This is a genomic window from Amycolatopsis sp. CA-230715, assembly GCF_018736145.1.
In the GTDB taxonomy this organism is placed as follows: Bacteria; Actinomycetota; Actinomycetes; order Mycobacteriales; family Pseudonocardiaceae; genus Amycolatopsis.
Genome location: NZ_CP059997.1, coordinates 3,088,285 through 3,107,111, shown reverse-complemented (window position 1 = coordinate 3,107,111; position 18,827 = coordinate 3,088,285). Strand labels below are relative to the sequence as shown.

The 18,827-nt window shown below is 70.1% G+C and carries 16 protein-coding genes; 10 read left to right on the top strand and 6 right to left on the bottom strand.

Going from position 1 to position 18,827, the window contains the following annotated elements:
* Nucleotide 1 precedes the first annotated feature (1 nt).
* From HUW46_RS14405 to HUW46_RS14395, 3 genes are read left to right on the top strand one after another with little or no spacing between them, the layout of a single operon-like run.
* Nucleotides 2-1,270: an ABC transporter permease gene (locus HUW46_RS14405; RefSeq protein WP_215549864.1), complete on the top strand. Its 1,269-nt coding sequence runs from the start codon at nucleotides 2-4 to the stop codon at nucleotides 1,268-1,270.
* Entirely contained in the window at nucleotides 1,263-1,667 is a 405-nt protein-coding gene (locus tag HUW46_RS14400; RefSeq protein WP_215547762.1) for a cytidine deaminase, read from the top strand. The genes HUW46_RS14405 and HUW46_RS14400 overlap by 8 nt, the downstream gene beginning before the upstream one ends.
* Nucleotides 1,664-2,959, top strand: coding sequence for a thymidine phosphorylase (locus HUW46_RS14395; protein ID WP_215547761.1), 1,296 nt, complete (start codon nucleotides 1,664-1,666; stop codon nucleotides 2,957-2,959). Before HUW46_RS14400 ends, HUW46_RS14395 begins: the two co-directional genes overlap by 4 nt.
* A 94-nt stretch (nucleotides 2,960-3,053) precedes the next feature.
* On the opposite strand, the gene HUW46_RS14390 is transcribed toward HUW46_RS14395, so the two are convergent.
* Nucleotides 3,054-4,589, bottom strand: coding sequence for an FAD-dependent monooxygenase (locus HUW46_RS14390; RefSeq protein ID WP_215547760.1), 1,536 nt, complete (start codon nucleotides 4,587-4,589; stop codon nucleotides 3,054-3,056).
* 56 nt (nucleotides 4,590-4,645) lie between these two features.
* Between HUW46_RS14390 and HUW46_RS14385 the strand changes: the two genes are divergently transcribed.
* Entirely contained in the window at nucleotides 4,646-5,389 is a 744-nt protein-coding gene (locus HUW46_RS14385; RefSeq protein ID WP_215547759.1) for a TetR/AcrR family transcriptional regulator, read from the top strand.
* A 7-nt stretch (nucleotides 5,390-5,396) separates the two neighbouring features.
* On the opposite strand, the gene HUW46_RS14380 is transcribed toward HUW46_RS14385, so the two are convergent.
* Entirely contained in the window at nucleotides 5,397-6,284 is an 888-nt protein-coding gene (locus HUW46_RS14380; protein WP_254126166.1) for a LysR family transcriptional regulator, read from the bottom strand.
* 140 nt (nucleotides 6,285-6,424) lie between these two features.
* Here HUW46_RS14380 and HUW46_RS14375 point away from each other — a divergent pair, with 140 nt between their 5' ends.
* The gene (locus tag HUW46_RS14375) at nucleotides 6,425-6,985 is read left to right on the top strand and encodes a DUF6817 domain-containing protein (protein ID WP_215547757.1); all 561 of its coding nucleotides are present in this window, start codon (nucleotides 6,425-6,427) and stop codon (nucleotides 6,983-6,985) included.
* Nucleotides 6,986-7,034: 49 nt separating this feature from the next.
* Here the strand turns inward: HUW46_RS14375 and HUW46_RS14370 are convergent, their stop codons facing one another.
* Nucleotides 7,035-8,126, bottom strand: coding sequence for a PA containing protein (locus HUW46_RS14370; RefSeq protein ID WP_215547756.1), 1,092 nt, complete (start codon nucleotides 8,124-8,126; stop codon nucleotides 7,035-7,037).
* A 220-nt stretch (nucleotides 8,127-8,346) separates the two neighbouring features.
* Here HUW46_RS14370 and HUW46_RS14365 point away from each other — a divergent pair, with 220 nt between their 5' ends.
* Both HUW46_RS14365 and HUW46_RS14360 read left to right on the top strand, forming a co-directional pair.
* Nucleotides 8,347-9,456 carry an adenosine deaminase gene (locus tag HUW46_RS14365; protein ID WP_215547755.1) on the top strand — a complete coding sequence of 370 codons (1,110 nt, stop codon included), beginning with the start codon at nucleotides 8,347-8,349 and terminating at the stop codon, nucleotides 9,454-9,456.
* A gap of 129 nt (nucleotides 9,457-9,585) precedes the next feature.
* A complete protein-coding gene (locus HUW46_RS14360; protein WP_215547754.1) occupies nucleotides 9,586-10,794 on the top strand; it encodes an MFS transporter in 1,209 nt (402 codons plus the stop codon).
* 362 nt (nucleotides 10,795-11,156) lie between these two features.
* Here the strand turns inward: HUW46_RS14360 and HUW46_RS14355 are convergent, their stop codons facing one another.
* Entirely contained in the window at nucleotides 11,157-11,516 is a 360-nt protein-coding gene (locus HUW46_RS14355; protein ID WP_215547753.1) for a MerR family transcriptional regulator, read from the bottom strand.
* Between the two features lie 73 nt (nucleotides 11,517-11,589).
* On the opposite strand from HUW46_RS14355, the gene HUW46_RS14350 reads away from it, so the two are divergent.
* Nucleotides 11,590-12,378, top strand: coding sequence for an amidohydrolase family protein (locus HUW46_RS14350; protein ID WP_215547752.1), 789 nt, complete (start codon nucleotides 11,590-11,592; stop codon nucleotides 12,376-12,378).
* Nucleotides 12,379-12,399: 21 nt separating this feature from the next.
* On the opposite strand, the gene HUW46_RS14345 is transcribed toward HUW46_RS14350, so the two are convergent.
* Complete coding sequence (locus tag HUW46_RS14345) at nucleotides 12,400-13,668, bottom strand: primosomal protein (RefSeq protein ID WP_215547751.1); 1,269 nt, start codon at nucleotides 13,666-13,668, stop codon at nucleotides 12,400-12,402.
* Between the two features lie 153 nt (nucleotides 13,669-13,821).
* Here HUW46_RS14345 and HUW46_RS14340 point away from each other — a divergent pair, with 153 nt between their 5' ends.
* Together HUW46_RS14340 and HUW46_RS14335 are read left to right on the top strand one after the other, a co-directional pair.
* Nucleotides 13,822-16,326, top strand: a complete 2,505-nt coding sequence (locus HUW46_RS14340; protein ID WP_215547750.1) for a DEAD/DEAH box helicase — start codon at nucleotides 13,822-13,824, stop codon at nucleotides 16,324-16,326.
* A gap of 43 nt (nucleotides 16,327-16,369) precedes the next feature.
* Nucleotides 16,370-17,644: a cytochrome P450 gene (locus HUW46_RS14335; RefSeq protein WP_215547749.1), complete on the top strand. Its 1,275-nt coding sequence runs from the start codon at nucleotides 16,370-16,372 to the stop codon at nucleotides 17,642-17,644.
* A gap of 240 nt (nucleotides 17,645-17,884) precedes the next feature.
* Here the strand turns inward: HUW46_RS14335 and HUW46_RS14330 are convergent, their stop codons facing one another.
* The gene (locus HUW46_RS14330) at nucleotides 17,885-18,826 is read right to left on the bottom strand and encodes a sugar-binding transcriptional regulator (protein ID WP_215549863.1); all 942 of its coding nucleotides are present in this window, start codon (nucleotides 18,824-18,826) and stop codon (nucleotides 17,885-17,887) included.
* Nucleotide 18,827 lies beyond the last annotated feature (1 nt).

Sequence of the window (18,827 nt, the reverse complement as noted above, 5' to 3'; positions counted from 1 at the left end):
TCTGACCGATCAGAACCCGTCTTCGGCGCCGGTCACGGTCGCGGCGACGCCGCCGAAGCGCGGCCTGCCCGGCTGGCTGCGCGGCGTGATCTGGGCCGTGGTGGCGATCGGCGTGCTGGCCACCGCCTCGTACCTGACCGGGGTCAACACGCTGACTTCGACGAACACCGCGCAGACCGCGCTGCGGCTGGCGCTGCCGATCCTGTTCTGCGCGCTCGGCGGGCTCTGGGCCGAACGCGCGGGCGTGATCAACATCGGGCTCGAGGGCATGATGATCCTCGGGACCTGGGGCGCCGCTTGGGGTTCGTTCTACGGCGGCGTGTGGGTCGGGCTGCTCGCGGCGATCGGGTTCGGCGCGCTCGGCGGCCTGCTGCACGCGATCGCGACGATCACCTTCAACGTCAACCACATCGTCTCCGGTGTGGCGATCAACCTGCTCGGGCTCGGCGTCGCGAAGTTCTTGGCCAGCCTCGTCTTCAAGCCCCTTTCGGGGAACCCGAAGGAGTCGCCGCCGGTGCCGAAGTTCGACACCTACTCGGCGACGTTCCTCTCGGACTGGTTGGGAGACCTGGAAAAGCAGCAGCGCGTGGGGATCTCGGACGCGGCGGGCATCATCCGCGGCCTGATCACCGAGGTGTCGCCGCTGGCGATGATCGCGCTGCTGCTGGTGCCGCTGAGCTACCTGGTGCTGTGGCGGACCCGGTTCGGGCTGCGGCTGCGCTCGTGCGGGGAGAACCCGGTGGCGGCCGAATCGCTCGGCGTCAACGTGTACCTGCACAAGTACGTGGCGGTGCTGATCTCCGGCGGGCTCGCCGGGATGGGCGGCGCGTCGCTGGTGCTGCTCGCGGGCGGCGCGGACTACCTGGAGAACCAGACCTCGGGCCGCGGGTACATCGGCCTCGCCGCGATGATCTTCGGCAACTGGCGGCCGGGCGGGCTGCTCGGCGGCGCCGCGTTGTTCGGCTACGCCGACGGTTTGCAGCTCTCCGGCGGTGGCACCGCGGTGCTCGCGCTGCTCTACGGCGCGGTGATCCTGCTCGGCGTGATCGTGGTCGTGCAACTGGTTCGGCGCCGCTGGTTCGCCGCGGGCGCCGGTGTGGTCGGTGCCGCGGTGCTGTACTGGATCTACTGGGCCAACGACGACCTGCCGAGCGACCTGATCCCGTACACCGCGCACTTCGTCACGCTGATCGTGCTCGCGGTCGCGTCGCAGCGGCTGCGCGCGCCGAAGGCGGACGGTGCCCGATACCGGCGAGGTGAAGGTGACTAGCGCGGTCGACTGGGACGCGCTGCGCGCGGCGGCGGTCGGCGCCGCGCGCAACGCCTACGCGCCTTATTCGGGCCTGCACGTGGGCGTCGCGGCCATTGTGGACGATGGCAGAGTCGTGCTCGGCTGCAACGTGGAGAACGCGTCCTACGGGCTCGGGCTCTGCGCGGAATGCACGATGGCGGGCCAGCTCCGGCTCTCCGGCGGCGGGCGGCTCGTCGCGGTCGCCTGCCGCAGCGGCGAGGGCGAACTGCTGATGCCGTGCGGCCGGTGCCGTCAGATCCTGTTCGAACTCGGCGGGGGAGAGTGCCTTGTGGACACTCCACAAGGGATCCTGCCGATGACCGCCGTGCTGCCGGACGCCTTCGGCCCCGAGGACCTGCCGGAGGCGCCGCGGTGAGCGAGTACCGAACCGAGCCGTTCGCCGCGGTGGACGTGATCAGGGCCAAGCGCGATGGCGGAACGCTGACCGACGCACAGATCGATTGGGTGGTCGACGCCTACACCCGTGGCGCCGTCGCCGAGGAGCAGATGTCCGCGCTGGCGATGGCGGTCTTCCTGCGCGGGATGACCGCGGCCGAGACAGCGCGCTGGACCGGCGCGATGATCGACTCCGGCGAGCGCCTTTCGCTGAAGGTGTCGAAGCCGAGCGTGGACAAGCACTCCACCGGCGGCGTCGGCGACAAGATCACGCTCCCGCTGGCGCCGCTGGTCGCCACCTGCGGTGCCGCGGTGCCGCAGCTGTCGGGGCGCGGGCTCGGCCACACCGGCGGCACGCTCGACAAGCTGGAGTCGATCCCCGGCTGGCGCGCGGAGCTGTCCACCGACGAGATCACCCGCCAGCTCGACGAGGTCGGCGCGGTGGTGTGCGCCGCGACCGAGGGGCTCGCGCCCGCGGACCGGAAGCTCTACGCGCTGCGGGACGTGACCGCGACCGTCGAATCGATCCCGCTCATCGCCAGCTCGATCATGAGCAAGAAGATCGCCGAGGGCGCCGAAGGACTCGTGCTCGACGTCAAGGCCGGGTCCGGCGCGTTCATGAAAACCCCGGACCAGGCGCGCGAACTGGCGCGCGCACTGGTGGAAATCGGCTCGGCGCACGGCGTCGCGACGACGGCGCTGCTCACCGACATGAGCACCCCGCTCGGCACGGCCGTCGGCAACGCCGTAGAGGTCGCCGAATCGGTCGAGGTGCTCAAGGGCGGCGGCCCGCGCGACGTCGTCGAACTGACCGTCGCGCTGGCTCGCGAGATGCTCGCGTTGGCTGGTCTGTCTGATGTGGACCCCGCCGCGGTGCTCGCTTCTGGCCGGGCGTACGAAACGTGGTGCCGCATGATCAGCGCGCAGGGCGGCGACCCCGAAGCCGCGCTGCCGACGCCCCAGTGCATTCACGTCGTCGAAGCCGATCGCGCCGGTGTCGTGTCCACTATGGACGCCTACGCGGTCGGCGTCGCCGCGTGGCGACTGGGCGCCGGTCGCGCGCGACGGGGCGACGCGGTGCAGTACGCGGCCGGGATCCGGTGCCTTGCCAAGCCGGGGGACCGGGTGGCGGCCGGGCAGCCGGTGCTCGAACTGCACACCGACACCCCGGAAAAGGTGCCCGCCGCTTTAGCCGCGCTCGAAGGCGGCATCGAAGTGTCCGAACGCGACACCGCGGCGCGGAACATAGTCCTGGACACGATCCGGGGCTAGCGGGCGTGCGGCCGGGGTGTTCATGCCCCGAAAGTGGCTTTCGGGGCACCAGACGCCCTGAAGGTCACTTTCGGGGCACGAGAAGGCCCGCCCTCTAGGACCATCTTCGGGGCATGGAAACGGGAGTCCCGTGCACCGCGGTCCAGTAGCCGAGGATGTCCTCGGTGCTGCCGGGGTTCGCGATCAGTCCGACGTAGCCGTCCGGGCGGATCAGGACCACCGTGCCGTCGGCCGCGTCGTAGCCGGTCCGCAGGTGCCCGCCGTGGTCGATCAGCGCGTGCGCGTCGACGGGGTCGCCAGGGCGGAGCACGGTGTACGCGCGCACGCGATCACCCAGTGCGGCGGTGGTTTTCGCTTGTGCCGCACCGAAACCGAGCAGTGTCCAGTGTGGACCATGGAGCAGGTCGAACAGCCGGATTCGCTTGCCGTCGGCCGTGGTCAGTGGTGCGTCCGGTGCGCGGTCGCCCGCTCTGAGCGCGCCGGGTGTGGCGCGGTCGTCGCGGGAAAGCGGGCCGCCGCGGTAGTTCAGCGTGAGACCGTGCACCTCCGGGCCGCGCACGTGGGCGTCTTCATCTCCTCGCCGGTGCTTTTCCAGCAGTGCCGTGCTGAGGTCCAGTGCGGCGCGCGCGGCCGCCATCCGTTCCGGTTCGTAGCTGTCCAGCAGCGCGTCCGGGGCGCCAGCCAGTGCGGCCGCGAGCTTCCAGCCGAGGTTGTAGCCGTCCTGGATTCCGGTGTTCATGCCCTGCCCGCCGGTCGGCGGGTGCACGTGCCCGGCGTCGCCCGCCAGGAAGACCCTGCCGTCGCGGAACCGTTCGGCCAGCCTGGTGTTGGACCGCCACGTGGTGTGCCAGGTGACCTCTCGCACCAGGATGTCGTCCCGGCCGGACGCTTCGGTGACCTGGCGTTGCAGGTGTTCGCGGATCGGTTCGTCCATTTCGGACGGTCGCGCGAACACGGTGAACAACTCGGTGCCCGCCAACGGCATGAGCGAGACCCCGCCCTCGCCGACCTGCCAGATCCGGCCGTGGTCGCGGCCGATCCCGTCCACCCGCGCGTCGGCGAACAGCATCGTGGTGCTTTCGTCGGTGTCGCCGGGAAAAGCGATGCCCAGTCGACGGCGAACGGTGCTGTGCCCGCCGTCCGCGCCGACCAGGTACCTGGCGCGCACGGTCCCGATCGTCCCGCGAGCGCTCAGGGTGGCGGTCACGCCGTCGGCGTCCTCGACGAAATCGGTCAGCTCGGTCGACAGTTCCACGTGACCGCCCAACTCCGCGAGCCGCTCGCGGAGGATTTCCTCGGTGCGGAACTGCGGCACGAACCAGATGTTCGGGTACGGCACGGACGGCGTCGGCTCGGCCGGGTCGGTCATCCGGCCTTCCCAGACGACTTCGTCCCCCTGGTACGCGCGCACCACCGTGCCGAGGTCCCCGGCGGCCAGCACCGGGTCGAGAATCCCGAGGTCGGCGAACACCTCCATGGTCCTCGGCTGGATGCCGTCCGCGCGCGACCCGCCGAAGAAGGCCTCCGCCCGGTCGATGATGCGGAACCGGACGCCGCGCACCGCGAGTTCGCACGCCAGCGCGAGCCCGCTCGGACCCGCCCCGGCAATCAGTACTTCGAGCTCGGCCATCGCATCCCCCAGTTGTTCGTACGCTGTACTAACAACGCTAACGGTACGGTGTACGAATGGCAAGTGGCGACGACTCGGCCCTGATCTGGACCCGCTCGGAACCGGGCACGCGCAGGCCGAAGTTCACCCGCGACCAGATCGCCTCGACGGCACTGTCCCTTGCGGACACCGAGGGGTTCGCCGCGGTGTCCATGCGCCGCGTCGCCGCCGAACTGGGCGCGGGCACGATGACCCTCTACTACTACGTCCGCACCAAGGACGAGCTGATCGCGCTGATGGACGACGCGATCATGGGCGAGGTCTGGATCCCCGCCGACGAGTTCCCCGCCCACTGGTACGACGCGCTCACCGCGGTCGCCGAGCGCACCTGGGACGTGTTGATGCGCCATCCGTGGGCGCTGCAGTCCCTGCGAAACGCGTCGATGGGTCCCAACGCCATGCGGCACTTCGAACAGTCGCTCGCCGCGCTGGCGGGCACCCGCCTGGCCGCGGCGGAGAAGTTCGCGCTGCTCGCCGTGGTCGACGACTACGTGCACGGCAACGTGCTCCGGTCAGCCGAATTCCGCGCGGCGAACGCGGCTCCCGTCGACGACGAGGTGATCGAGGCGGCCATCCGGTTCGCCGAAAGCCAGTACGCGACGGGGGAGTTCCCGCACACTCAGGAACTGTTCGGCGGCAAGGATCCTCGCGAGGTGTTCCCCCGGCTCATCGGTGTTGTGTCCGAAAAGGACAGATTCCGTCACGGCCTGGCCATGGTGCTGGACGGCGCCGCGCGCAGGCTCGATCTTCCCCCAAGATGACGACCGTCTACAAAGGATGATCGTTGAGTGTTTCGGCCACGGTGTCGGCGAAGGCGACGGTGATCGGGCTGAGCGCTGTCCAGCTCCGGCACGCCCAGCCGGCGGAAAGCGGTGGCAGGGCGGGGATCGGCACCAGCCGCAGCGCGGGGTGGCGGGCGGTGGTCCACGCGGGCATCACGGGCACGACCATGCGTCCGACGCCGAGTTCGGCGAGCAGGACCGCGGTGTCCCAGTCGGCGACGCTGGCGCTCGCCCGGTTCGCGGTGCCAACTGCGGTGTCGAGCTGAGCGCGCGCGGTCGAGTTCCCTGGCAGCCCGATATCGGCGAGGTCCGCCAGCTCGCCGGGTTCGATCGTGGCACGTGCGGCTACGGGATCCTCGGCCGAGACGGCCAGCGCCCACGGCAGGGTCAGCAGCGGGCGCCGCTCGATCCCCGGCACCGGGTCGCCGAAGGTGACCAGCGCGAGTTCCGATTCGTCGGCCAGTACCGCGGCGAGGCAGTCACGGCTGGACGTGCGGGTCCGGAATTCCAGGCGTACCCGGGGAAAGCGCTGCCGGAACGCCACGATGCCCGCGCCCATGAAGTGCCGCACCGAGGTCGCGCCGGTGGTGACCCTGACCTCGCCGCCCTCGCCCGTGGCGAGTTCGCGGAGGCGCCGCGTCGCGGCGTCGATTCCCGCGATGCCGGTCGTCGCCGCCTCCTGCAGAATGCGGCCGGCGGGGGTCGGGACGACTCCGCGCGACCCGCGGGTGATCAGGGGCAGGCCCAGTTCCCGCTCCAGCCGTTTCACGTGCTGGCTCACCGCGGACTGGCTGCACGACTGCTCGCGCGCGACCGCGCTGAGGCTGCCCGTCGCGCACACGGCCGCGAAGACGCGGAGATCCTCCAAGGTCACGAATCCCAAGCTATACCTCGGGGTTGTCCAAGAAAACCCGAGAATTGACTGGGGGATCCCGGGCGCACGACGATGGGTCGCGGGCGGCAACCGGGCTTTCGCGTCCGAGCCGGTGCCGACCCGGATCGAGGGGAGGCGGTATGGCACAGCACCGGAGCGCGGCCGAGGAACTGTTGTCCCGGCTGGGTGCGGAGAAGATCGAGCATCCCGGCGGAACACTGCTGGCGCACCTGAAACGCGTACACGACCGCCTCGGCCGGTGGGACGCGCCGCCTGCCGTGCGGATCGCCGGGCTGTGCCATGCCGCTTACGGCACCGACGGATTCGCCACCGCGCTGCTGCCCGTCGAGCGGCGCGGGGAGCTGGCCGACGTGATCGGCGCCGAGGCCGAGTCGCTGGTGTACTTCTACGCCAGCTGCGATCGCGCGCGTTCCTACCGCGATCTCGGTGCCTTCACCGACCGGTTCACCGGCCGCACCTTCAGGCCGACCCCCCGGCAGCAGCGGGCGTTCGCCGAACTGACCGCCGCGAACGAACTCGATCTGGTCGCCGAGAGCCCGGCGTTCGCCGAGGAGTACGGCGAGCGGATCGGTGCGCTGCTGGCGTCGTTCCGCCCGCTGCTGAGCGAGGCCGCGTGGCGCGACCGCTGCGCGTTGACGACGTTTAGCCCGCTAACTGCAGGCCAGAGGGCCCGGAAGTAAACGGGGCCCCTTCCGCTGCCGCGGAAGGGGCCCCAGCGCCGGGATTGGGTCAGGAGTCCGAAGAGTCGTCGGACGAGTCGGCGGCCTTGCTCTTGGCGTCGGCGCTCTTCGGGGCGCGGCCGTTGCGGGCGCGGCGCGGCTGGCGCGGCGCGGGCGGCGGCGGGGCGATCTGCTGGACGGCGGGGCCGCCGCCGAGCATCAGCTCGGCGAAGGTGGCCATCGCCTCGTCGAGCTGGCCGCCGATGCGCCGCTCGGATTCCTCGTTGCTCTTGCGCACCAGCGAGTTCACCGAGTCGGTGTCGGGCTGCTTCGACAGCGTGCCCTCGACCTTCGACAGGCCGCTCTTGAGCGTGCCGTCGAGATCGCCGAGCTGCGCGGTGAAGCCGTCCTCGACCTTGTCGAGCCTGCCCGCGAGCTCGTCGAGCCGCGAGGTGACCTGCTCGAGGCAGCCGCCGAGGTTCTCCAGCCGGTCGGACGCGTCGATCATCTCGCCGGTCTCGGTCAGCGCGGTCTTGAGGGCCTCGGTGTTGGCGCCGATGCGTTCCTTGGTGGCGGCGTCGAGATCCTCGATCTTGGCGCGCAGCTCGGCGTCGCCGGTGTCGACGCGCTCGCGCAGCGCGGCCTCGGCGGCGTCGATCTTCTCGCGGACCGGGCCGTGCACGGCGGCGGGCAGCGCGTCGAGCTTGCCGTCCTGCTTGTCGAGGTGGCCGCCGAGCTCGTCGAGCCTGCGGTGGATGTTCTGCAGCTTGTCCTCGAGCCCGTCCATCCGGCCGCCGACGCCCTCGAGCCTGGCGGCCATCCCGTCGAGCCTGCCGTCGAGCTGGGCGAAGGGCTTCGCGAGCTTGTCGACGATGCTGTCCACCGCGCGCGCCACGTCGGCCAGCGCGTTGTCCTGCGCTTCGAGCCGCGTCATCGCTTCGTCGAGCCGCTCGGCCAGCACGCCGACCTCGGTGCGGTCCGGCAGCTCGGACAGCCGCTTGCGCACGGCGCCGAGGGAGTCGACCGGGGCGAGGCGCGCGTAGATGTCGTCCAGCGCGTCGAAGATCTGCTGCTGCTCGCTCTCTCGGACTTCGGCCGCGCGCACCAGCATGTTGCGCATCCGGTCGAAGGACGGGGCTGCAATGTGGTTGTCAGTGGTCACTGCGTGTCCTTCGTCGGCGGGGCATTTGGGGACGGAGTGGTGTACCGCAGCCTATCGATTGAGGAATTGCTCTCCGTATGGCCCCCGTGAACTATCGGAAAGGCAAGGTCGACCCTCTGGCCGATTCGGCACATGATCCAGAGAGCTGAGGGTTAAGTCGAGCGTGAGAGTTTCCGTTCACGGGGCCGTGTAGGTGATACGTCGTGGGTACCGTTGGCCCATGGCTCCTGATACATCCGGCCCGGCCAGCGCGGCCGGCGACCTCGAAACGTTCCGGCGCGTGCCGAAGGTCCTCCTGCACGATCACCTCGACGGCGGCCTCCGGCCCGGCACGGTGATCGAACTCGCGGAGGCGACCGGGTACCCGGCCTTGCCCACCACCGATACCGCTGAGCTGGGGCGATGGTTCCGCGACGCGGCCGATTCCGGATCGCTGGAGTCCTATCTCGAAACCTTCGCGCACACGTGCGGCGTGATGCAGACCGAGGAGGCGTTGGTCAGGGTCGCCGCGGAGTGCGCGGAGGACCTCGCCGACGACGGCGTGGTGTACGCCGAAGTGCGTTACGCACCGGAGTTGTTCGTCGAACGCGGACTGTCACTGGAGGCGGTCGTCGAGGCCGTCCAAGCGGGGTTCGCGGAGGGTGAGCGGCGTGCCGCGGCGCGGGGCAAAGTCATCCGAACGGGCACTCTTCTGTGCGCGATGCGTCAGCACGCGCGGGCGCTCGAAATTGCCGACCTCGCCGTCCGGTACCGCGACGCCGGTGTGGTCGGATTCGATATCGCGGGACCGGAAGACGGTTTTCCGCCGACCAGGAACCTGGACGCGTTCGAATTCCTGCGCACGAACAACGCGCATTTCACCATTCACGCGGGCGAGGCCTTCGGACTGGCCTCGATCTGGGAGGCCATCCAGCACTGCGGCGCGGAACGGCTCGGCCACGGTGTCCGGATCATCGACGACATCAAGATCGGCGAGGACGGCACGCCGCAGCTCGGCAGGCTCGCCGCGTACGTCCGCGATCGGCGGATCCCGCTCGAAATCTGCCCCTCGTCGAACGTGCAGACGGGGGCGGCGCAGTCCATCGAGACTCACCCGATAGGGTTACTCCACCGGCTGCGCTTCCGGGTGACCGTCAACACCGACAACCGCCTGATGAGCGGGTGCACCATGTCGAGCGAGTTCGCCGCACTGCACGAGGCTTTCGGCTACGGCCTCGCCGACTTCCAGTGGTTCACGATCAACGCCATGAAATCCGCTTTCCTCGATTTCGACCGGCGGCTCGACGTGATCAACAATGTTATCAAGCCGGGGTATGCCGCCGTGCTCTGACCGCCGCGCGGATTTCCCGCACGCCTGCCAAGGGGCGCCTCCGAATCCGGAGGCGCCCCTTGTGCATGGTTAGGGCCTGCAACTAATGTTCATCATGTAAGAACATTGTCTCAATATTTGGGATCACTGATGGTGCAGGCGACGGCGGAACTGAAAGTGGGCAGACGACGCTGGGTGATCCTCGGCCTCGGGCTCGCGGCGCAGACCGCGAGCTGCACGTTCCTCTACGGCATCCCGTTCTTGGTGCCGCGGATGCGGGTTTCGGAGGGGCTCACCCTCGCCGAGGCGGGCACGGTCGTCTCCGCGCCGAGCATCGGTCTGCTGTGCACGCTCATCGCGTGGGGCGCGGCCGCGGACCGGTTCGGTGAGCGGGTGATCATGGCGCTCGGCCTCGGTGCCTCCGGGCTGCTCCTGCTGGTCGCGAGCACCGGCGGCCACTCGCTCACCACGCTGTTCGTGCTGTTCCTGCTCGCCGGAGCGTGCACGGCCTCGGTCAACGCGTCGAGCGGCCGCGTGGTGATGGGCTGGTTCAGCGCCGCCGAGCGGGGCGTCGCGATGGGCATCCGCCAGACCGCGCAGCCACTCGGGGTCGGGCTCGCCGCGCTGGGCCTGCCCCCGCTGGCGGAGCACCACGGCTTCCGGGCGGCCATGCTGATGCCCGCCTGCTTCGCCGTCGTCGTCGCGCTGCTGGCGGCGTGGCTGGTGCGGGACCCGCCGCGGCCGGAGAAGCCCGCCGGCGCCGAGAAGCCCGCCTCGCCCTATCGCGGGCCGACGTTGTGGCGCCTGCACGGCGCGAGCGCGCTGCTCGTCGTGCCGCAGTTCGCGGTCTCCGCGTTCGCGCCGGTGTACCTGGTGACGGCGCAGCACTGGAGCCCCCTATCCGCGGGCTGGTTCCTCGCCGCGGTGCAGGCACTCGGCGCGCTGGGGCGGCTGGCGTCGGGATACTGGTCGGACCGGGTGGGCAGCAGGCTGCGGCCGATGCGCCAGCTCGCGTTCGCGAGCAGCGCGGTGCTGCTGCTGGTGGCCTTCGGCGACGCGACCTGGCCGTGGCTCGCCGCACTGGCGCTGGTGCTCGCCGCGGTGATCACGGTGGCGGACAACGGGCTCGGGTTCACGGCCTCGGCGGAACTGGCCGGGATCGCCTGGGCGGGGCGCGCGATGGGGGCGCAGAACACCGCGCAGAACGTGGCCGCCGCGCTGACCCCGCCGCTGCTGGGCCTGGCGATCGGCGACTCGCGCTACGCGCTGGCGTTCTGCCTCGCCGCGATCTTCCCCGCGCTGGCGATCGGCTTGACCCCGGTGCGCGCGGAAGCCCTCGCACGGGAGCGCGCCAGATAGCCGCTCCGGCAACGGATCCCGCTCGGCGCCCCGAAAGCCACGGTGATGTCGGGTGCGCGGCGCGGTCGGCGGCGGCCTCCTTCCGTTGGTTCCCGAAGGCCACCTTCGGGAACCCTGACGCCACTTTCTCGGCCCTCGCTCCCGTGCGGGGAGTGCCGCGCATGCCCCGAAGGTGGCCTTCGCGGCGTCTACCGCCCCGAAGGCCACCTTCGGGGACAGACGCCAGGGCGGCAGCCCGCCGCGAAGGCCGGGATCGGGACGCTCAGCGCCCCAAGAGGAGCCTTCGGCGGCACTCGCGGCTCGCCCCGACCTCTATAGGAGCATCGTTTGGGGCCTCCGCCAGCCGCTGCGGGAGGCCACCTTCAGCGGGCCGCGGATGCTTCGGTCGAGCTGATCGCGTCGGTGAGCGCGGATCGGGCGGCGTCCAGGTCGGCGGCGCGGCGGTCGAGTTCGGCCAGCCGCGCGCGCATCAGGTCGAGCATGCCGGGGCACGGCCGGACCGCGCCGGTTTCGCCGGTGCACGGCAGCATCCCGCGGATGAGCCGGGTCGGCAGCCCGGCGGCCAGCAGCGCGCGGACGCGGGCGACCACGGGCACCGCGTCCTCGCCGTAGTCCCGGTATCCGTTGGCCAGCCGCGTCGACCCGAGCAGGCCGACGCGTTCGTAGTACCGCAGCAGCCGCTCGCTGGTGTCCGTGCGGCGCGCGAGTTCCCCGATGAGCATCCGGCTTGACCTTCCCACTGTGTCAGGGCGCAACAGTCGGCGGTGGCACCGCATTCCGAGGAGGAACAAGCCCGTGATCATCGACGCGCACAGCCACGTCCACCAGCCGGTCGCCGAGCACATCCGCCTGCTCGACGAAGCCGGGATCGACCGGACCGTGCTGTTCCCGACCAGGGCGCATCCCGAACGCGCCACGAACCTTCCCGAACTGCGGGAAGAACTGGCCCTGCTCACCGGCGCGCTGGGCGGCACCGCGACCGCGCAGGACGCCTTCACCCGCACGCTGGCCGAACTGGACGACGCGCTGGCCGCCCACCCCGACCGGTTCGTGGGCTTCGGCTCGGTCCGGCTCGATCTGCCCGCGAAAGACATCGAGGCGGCGGTCGATCGCGAAATCGTCGGCAGGAAGTTGCGGGGGATCGGCGAGCTGACACCGCCGCCGGACGGCGCGGGCCGGATCGAGCCCGTGCTGCGCGCCGCGCTCGACTACGGCGGCCTGCCGGTCGTGGTGCACGGGTACGCGCCGACGACGGCGGGCGACCTCCGCACGCTCGCGGACCTCGCGCGCCGCTACCCCGGGGTGCCGCTCGTGGTGAGCCAGCTCGGCGGGCAGCACTGGCTCGACGCGATCGAGCTGGTGCGCGAGCACCCGAGCATGTACCTGGAGCTGTCCACGCCCGTCGTGGCCTTCGCGGTGCGCGCCGCCATCGAGGCGCTCCCGGAGCGGACGCTGTTCGGCTCGGACGCGCCCTACGGCGACCCGGTGCTCGCGCGGCGGACGGTGGAGCGGGCGACAAAACAGGGCGAGGTCCGCGAGCGGGTGCTCGGCGGGACTCTCGCCCTGCTTCTCGGCCTGGTCTGAACCAGCTGGTCCAGACCAGCCTCAGTTGACGTTCAGGCGCGCTTCGAAGGACTCGACCAGCTTGCGCCACGCGGACTGCTCCGCGTCGAACGGCTCGCTCGGCGCGAGCCTGGTCGGGTCCGGCCGCAGCACGAACGAGACCAGCCAGCCCAGACTCTCCGAAGTGGACAGTGCGTCGGCGACGGTGTCGTCGTCGGCCCAGTCCGCCGCGTCGGTGAGCAGTTCCACGGCCAGTTCGAGCTGGGTGGCGTCGATCGCGTCGACCCCGTCGGCGATGTCGGCGTCGAGCCCGGCGAGCACGTAGGTGTTCGCGTCGTCGACCTCGACGTCCAGCTCGCCCGCCGTCGCCTTGCTCAGCACCTCTTGCCAGGTGGACACTTCGGCGAGATCGGTCTCGGCGAACTGCTTGCCGTCGGCGAGCTGGCGCGCGAGCGCCTTCTCCGAGGTGAACACCTCGATCTCGCCATCGGTGCCGAGGAAGATCGGCTCGTCGTCGAGGTAGCAGCGCAGCGTGAAGTACTCGCGTTCGGCGGTGACGATCTTGACCGGGTCGATGCCGACCTCGGCCCAGAACCCGACCGGGCCCTCTTCTTCCTCGTCCTCGTCGGAATCGGACTCGGTGTCGCTGTCGACGGCTTCGAGGTCCTCGTCGCCGGCGTCCACGCCCGCTTCCGCCTCGGCCGACTCCTCGTGGAACGCGGCCAGCTCCTCGGCGGTCTGCTCCAGCGTCGCGGCGTCGACGTCCGGCACGGTGACGAGCGAGTCGATCGCGTCGAGCACGGTGTCCCACTTCTCGGACACCGCTTCGGACAGGTCGGTCCACAGCCGCTCGCCCTCGCGGCCGGTGAACGGCAGCCTGCCCTGCTCCAGCAGGGAGAAGCCCTCGGTCGCGTCGAGCACCTCGTGCACCTCGTCGAGCTCGCACACGTCCGCGAGCGACCGCACGATGCCGACGATCTCGCTCAGCTCGCCGATCGTCCACGAGTCCGGCTCCTCGGCGACCAGCTCGGGCACGCCGACCAGGTCGTAGGAGTGGTCGTCGTCGGGGATCAGCTCGGGCACGTTCAGCGCGGGCACCACGTGCCACGCCGGGTGGTCGATCAGGTCGTGCTGCTCGGCCGTGCGGACGAACGCGGCGAGGTGCGCGGCGTCGGGGAAGGCGTACAGGTCCTCTTCGTCGCCGAGGAATGCCTCCCACTCCTCGCCGTCCTCCCGCCAGCGCGGGGCCCACAGGGTCACCAGATCGCCCTGTGGCAGCCCGAGTTCGATCGGGATGATGTCCTGTGCCATTCCTGCCCTCCGGATAACCACCTGTGTGCGCGCGGGTCTGCCGGTGGGGTGCCCGGAGACGGTGCGCGGTACGCGCAGCCTACGGGTTTCGCTCGCGCCACGCGATTGCCCCCGCGTAAGTCGCGACGTTCGAATGGCACGATTGGCACCCTGATGACACTCGCAGCCGCGGTACCAGCCGATCCCGACCCCGATTCGCTGTTCGACGCCTTCGCCACCTGGGCGGCCGGACGCGGTCTCGAGCTGTACCCGGCGCAGGAGGAGGCGCTGATCGAGGTCGTCTCGGGGGCGAACGTCATCCTGTCCACGCCGACCGGTTCCGGGAAGAGCCTCGTCGCGGTCGGGGCGCATTTCACCGCGCTCGCGCACGGCAAGCGCAGTTACTACACCGCGCCGATCAAGGCGCTGGTCTCGGAGAAGTTCTTCCAGCTCATCGAGATCTTCGGCGCGGAGAACGTGGGCATGATGACCGGCGACTCCAGCGTCAACGCGGACGCGCCGATCATCTGCTGCACCGCGGAAATCCTCGCGAACATCGCGTTGCGTTTCGGTGACTCGGCCGAGTTGGGCCAGGTCGTGGCCGACGAATTCCACTTCTACTCGGAGCCGGACCGCGGCTGGGCGTGGCAGGTGCCGCTGCTGGAGCTGCCGCAGGCGCAGTTCGTGCTGATGTCGGCGACGCTGGGCGACGTCTCGTTCTTCGAGAAGGACCTCACCCGCCGCACCGGCCGCCCGACCTCGGTGGTCACCTCGGCGCAGCGCCCGGTCCCGCTGACCTACCGGTACGCGCTCACGCCGTTGCACGAGACCATGTCGGAGCTGTTGAACGGCGGCCAGGCACCGGTGTACGTGGTGCACTTCGCGCAGGCGGCCGCGGTCGAGCGCGCGCAGGCGCTGATGAGCATCAACGTGACCACGCGCGCGGAAAAGGACGCGATCGCCGAAATGATCGGCGACTTCCGGTTCTCCGCCGGGTTCGGCAAGACGTTGTCGCGGCTGGTGCGCCACGGGATCGGCGTGCACCACGCGGGGATGCTGCCGAAGTACCGCCGCCTCGTCGAGCAGCTCGCGCAGGCGGGGCTGCTGAAGGTGATCTGCGGGACCGACACGCTCGGCGTCGGGATCAACGTGCCGATCCGCACGGTGGTGTTCTCCGCGCTGACCAAGTACGACGGCGTGCGCCAGCGCCACCTCAAGGCGCGCGAGTTCCACCAGATCGCCGGGCGCGCGGGCCGCGCGGGCTTCGACACCGACGGCTACGTGGTGGTCGAGGCACCCGATCACGTCATCGAAAACGCCAAGGCGCTGGAAAAAGCGGGCGACGACCCGAAGAAGAAGCGCAAGATCACGCGGAAGAAGGCGCCGGAAGGGTTCGTCAACTGGACGGAGAGCACGTTCGACCGGCTCGTCGCCGCCGAACCGGAGCCGCTCACGTCGAGCTTCCGGGTGAGCCATTCGATGCTGCTGAACGTGGTTTCCCGCCCTGGTAACGCTTTCGAGCACATGCGGCACCTGCTGGAGGACAACCACGAGGACCGGCCAGCGCAGCGCAGGCACATCCTGCGCGCGATCGCGATCTACCGCGCGCTGCTCGCCGCCGGGGTGGTGGAACGGCTCGACGAGCCGGACGAGCAGGGCCGGATCGTCCGGCTCACCGTGGACCTGCAGTTCGATTTCGCGCTGAACCAACCGCTTTCGCCGCTCGCGCTCGCCGCGATGGAGCTGCTCGACTTCGAGTCGCCGTCCTACGCGCTCGACGTCGTGTCCATTGTAGAATCTATTGTGGACGATCCGCGTCCGGTGCTGTCGCAGCAGAAGTTCAAGGCGCGCGGCGAAGCGGTGCAGGCGATGAAGGCCGACGGCATCGAGTACGAGGAACGGATGGAGCTGCTCGAGAACGTCGAGCACCCGAAGCCGCTGGAGGAACTGCTCGGCGTCGCGTACGCGTCCTACCGGCAGGGGCACCCGTGGGTCGACGACTACCGGTTGTCGCCGAAGTCGGTGGTGCGCGACATGTACGAGCGCGCGATGAACTTCGTCGAGTACGTCGGGTACTACCAGCTGGCGCGGTCGGAAGGGCTGGTGCTGCGCTACCTCGCCGACTGCTACGACACGTTGCGCCACACCGTGCCGGACGAGGCGAAGACCGAACCGCTGCAGGACCTCATCGAATGGCTCGGCGAGCTGGTGCGGCAGGTCGACTCCAGCCTGCTCGACGAATGGGAGGCGCTGCGCCAGCCCGGCGAAGACCACACGGACGCCCCCGCGTTGCCGGAGGGCCCGCCGCCGGTCACGCGCAACGAGCGCGCGTTCCGCGTGCTGGTGCGCAACCAGCTCTTCCGCCGAGTGGAACTGGCCGCGCGCCGGGCGTACCACGAACTCGGCGAGCTGGACGCGTCTTCGGGATGGGACGCCGACGCGTGGGAAGACGCGATGGCGGACTACTTCGACGAGCACCCGTCGCTCGGCATCGGCCCCGACGCGCGCGGCCCCGCGCTGTTCATGATCGAGAAGGAGCAGGGCGCCTGGCGCGTGCGGCAGGTCTTCGACGACCCGGCCGGTGATCACGACTGGGGGATCAGCGCCGAAGTCGATCTCGCGGCGTCGGACGAGGCGGGTGCCGCTGTGCTTCGCGTTACGGACGTGAACCAGCTCTGACCTGCGACCGAGGTCACTTCGGACTCTCCGGTAGCCTTCGGGCATGGGCTCTCTCCGCTCCCGCGTCACGGCATGGCTCGGTCGCAAGTACCTCGCCCGGAAGCAGAAGGACGGCTTCGACCTGGCGAAGATGTCGTTCCTGCCCGACGAGGTACTGATGCCGCTGAAGCGGACCGGTCTCGACCCGGTCCCCGAGCTGGCGGAACTGCGGGAAAACGAACCGGTGCAGCGGATCAAGCTGCCGTTCGGCATGACGGCCTGGGTGGTCACCGGGTACGAGGAAGCGAAGTCGGTGCTGAGCGCGACGAACGAGTTCAGCAACGACTTCACGAACCTGGTCGGCAACGCGGGCGTCACCGCGGAGCAGAACCCCGGCGGGCTCGGGTTCGCCGACCCGCCGGTGCACACCCGGCTGCGCAAGCTGCTGACGCCCGAGTTCACCGTGCGGCGGCTGTCGAGGCTGGCCCCGCAGATCGACGACATCATCACCGAGCAGCTCGACGCGATGGCCGCGACCGAAGGCCCGGTCGATCTGATGTCGCAGTTCGCGCTGCCCATCCCGTCGCTGACGATCTGCCAGCTGCTCGGCGTGCCGTACGAGGACAGGGCCGAGTTCCAGCGGCTGAGCACCGCGCGGTTCGACCTGTTCGGCGGCGCGGGCGCGTCGCTCGGCGCGATCTCGGAATCGTTGTCGTACCTCAAGGACGTGGTGAAGAAGCAGCGCGAGAACCCGGGTGACGGGCTGCTCGGCATGCTGGTGAAGGAGCACGGGGACGAGATCTCCGACGACGAGCTGGCCGGGCTCGCCGACGGCCTGCTCACCGGTGGCCTGGAAACCACCGCGAGCATGCTGGCGCTCGGCGCGATCGTGCTGCTGAAGAACCCCGAGTACTTCGAGCTGATCCGCGACGACGACAAGGCCGTGAACAACTTCGTCGACGAGCTGCTGCGGTACCTCACCGTGGTGCAGGTGGCGTTCCCGCGGTTCGCGAAGCAGGACATCGAGATCGCCGGGAACCAGATCGGCGAAGGCGACATCGTGATCGTTTCGCTGTCCGGCGCCAACCGCGACAGCGCGTTCGGCACCCAGACCGAGGAGTTCGACCCGCACCGCTCGGGCCCGGCGCACCTCGCCTTCGGCTGGGGCGCGCACCGGTGCGTCGGCGCGGAACTGGGCCGGATGGAACTGCGCGCCGCGTACCCCGCGCTGGTGCGGCGCTTCCCGAACCTGCGCCTCGCCGTGGAACCGTCGGAGCTGCCGTACCGCGAACTGTCCATTGTGTACGGTGTCGACAAACTCCCCGTCACGCTATCCTGATTGTCGGGGGCGGCTTTGCGGCCCCGAAGGTGACCTTCGGGGAATCTAGCGCCGCGAATTCGGCCCTCGCTCGGCGGGCGGACTTGCTGATGCCCTGAAGGTGGCTTTCGGGGCGCTCAGGTCCCTGAAGGTCACTTTCGGGGCACGCGAGAGCATCCGCGCCCCTGCCCCGAAGGTGGCCTTCGGGGCATTCAGCGCCACAATCGCGGCCCTCACGCGAAAAGCAGCGCCCGAAAAGGCTCAGGTCAGCGGGCGGGCTTCGGCCAGCTTCAGCAGGGGTTCGGCGGCCGCCGCGTCGGTGATCAGGGTCGACACCATGCCCGACCGCAGCACCGCGTCGATGCCTTCGGCTTTGGGGGCGGTGTAGCCGAGCGCGATCACTTCGGGCACGCGGAGCAGGTCTTCGTCGTCGATCGCGAGCACGTGGTGGGTGAGCCCGGTGTTCATCGCGTTGCCGTCGGCGTCGAAGAGGCGGGCCGCGACTTCGCCCACCGCGCCGCGCTTGCCGATGGCGTCGCGTTCGCTCGGTTCGAGCGCGTCGTACACAGTGGACTCTCCTGGCAGCCACGCGCCGATGCTCACCACGGCCTTGGTCAGGTGGGGGAACTGGCTGAACGTTTCCGCGATCCCCGGCTGGCGCCGCAGGATCTCGGTGGTCCTGCGGTCGGGCAGCACGAGCGGGCCGAAGATCGGGTAGGCGTCCCCGCCGGACACCGCGGCGACCCTGCGGACCGTCTCCACCGAGCGGTCGTGCATGTCCATGCCCGCCTGCACCCCGCAGAGTTGCACGATCGGGCAGCGCGGCAGCCGGTGGATCGCCTCGGTCATCACGTTCACCGAGCGCGCCCAGGACAGGCCGAGCACGTCGTCCTTGGTCACGATCTCCGACAGCAGCCTGGCCGCGAGCCCGCCGATGTGCCTGCGGACCTCGGGGCGCTCGCCTTCGCTGAACGCCCGTTCGAGGACGAACGCCCGATCCAGGCGGTAGGCGGAGCGGACCTGCTCCGACAACGTGACGTCGATCGGGCCCGGTACGTCGAACTCGATCCGGACCAGGCCGGTTTCCCGTGCGGTGTCGAGGATCCTGGCCACCTTGAACCGCGAGATGCCGAACTCCTCGGCGATCTCCAGTTTGGACTGGCCGAGCAAATAGAAGCGGTGTGCCACAGATACCGCTGTCATG

Bases quoted from the DNA above. Each gene is read 5' to 3' on its own strand.
- HUW46_RS14390 (WP_215547760.1), bottom strand. From the start codon at position 4,589: ATGGCCGAGCTCGAAGTACTGATTGCCGGGGCGGGTCCGAGCGGGCTC.
- HUW46_RS14385 (WP_215547759.1), top strand. From the start codon at position 4,646: ATGGCAAGTGGCGACGACTCGGCCCTGATCTGGACCCGCTCGGAACCG.
- HUW46_RS14375 (WP_215547757.1), top strand. From the start codon at position 6,425: ATGGCACAGCACCGGAGCGCGGCCGAGGAACTGTTGTCCCGGCTGGGT.
- HUW46_RS14365 (WP_215547755.1), top strand. From the start codon at position 8,347: ATGGCTCCTGATACATCCGGCCCGGCCAGCGCGGCCGGCGACCTCGAA.
- HUW46_RS14360 (WP_215547754.1), top strand. From the start codon at position 9,586: ATGGTGCAGGCGACGGCGGAACTGAAAGTGGGCAGACGACGCTGGGTG.
- HUW46_RS14355 (WP_215547753.1), bottom strand. From the start codon at position 11,516: ATGCTCATCGGGGAACTCGCGCGCCGCACGGACACCAGCGAGCGGCTG.
- HUW46_RS14345 (WP_215547751.1), bottom strand. From the start codon at position 13,668: ATGGCACAGGACATCATCCCGATCGAACTCGGGCTGCCACAGGGCGAT.
- HUW46_RS14340 (WP_215547750.1), top strand. From the start codon at position 13,822: ATGACACTCGCAGCCGCGGTACCAGCCGATCCCGACCCCGATTCGCTG.
- HUW46_RS14335 (WP_215547749.1), top strand. From the start codon at position 16,370: ATGGGCTCTCTCCGCTCCCGCGTCACGGCATGGCTCGGTCGCAAGTAC.
- HUW46_RS14330 (WP_215549863.1), bottom strand. From the start codon at position 18,826: ATGACAGCGGTATCTGTGGCACACCGCTTCTATTTGCTCGGCCAGTCC.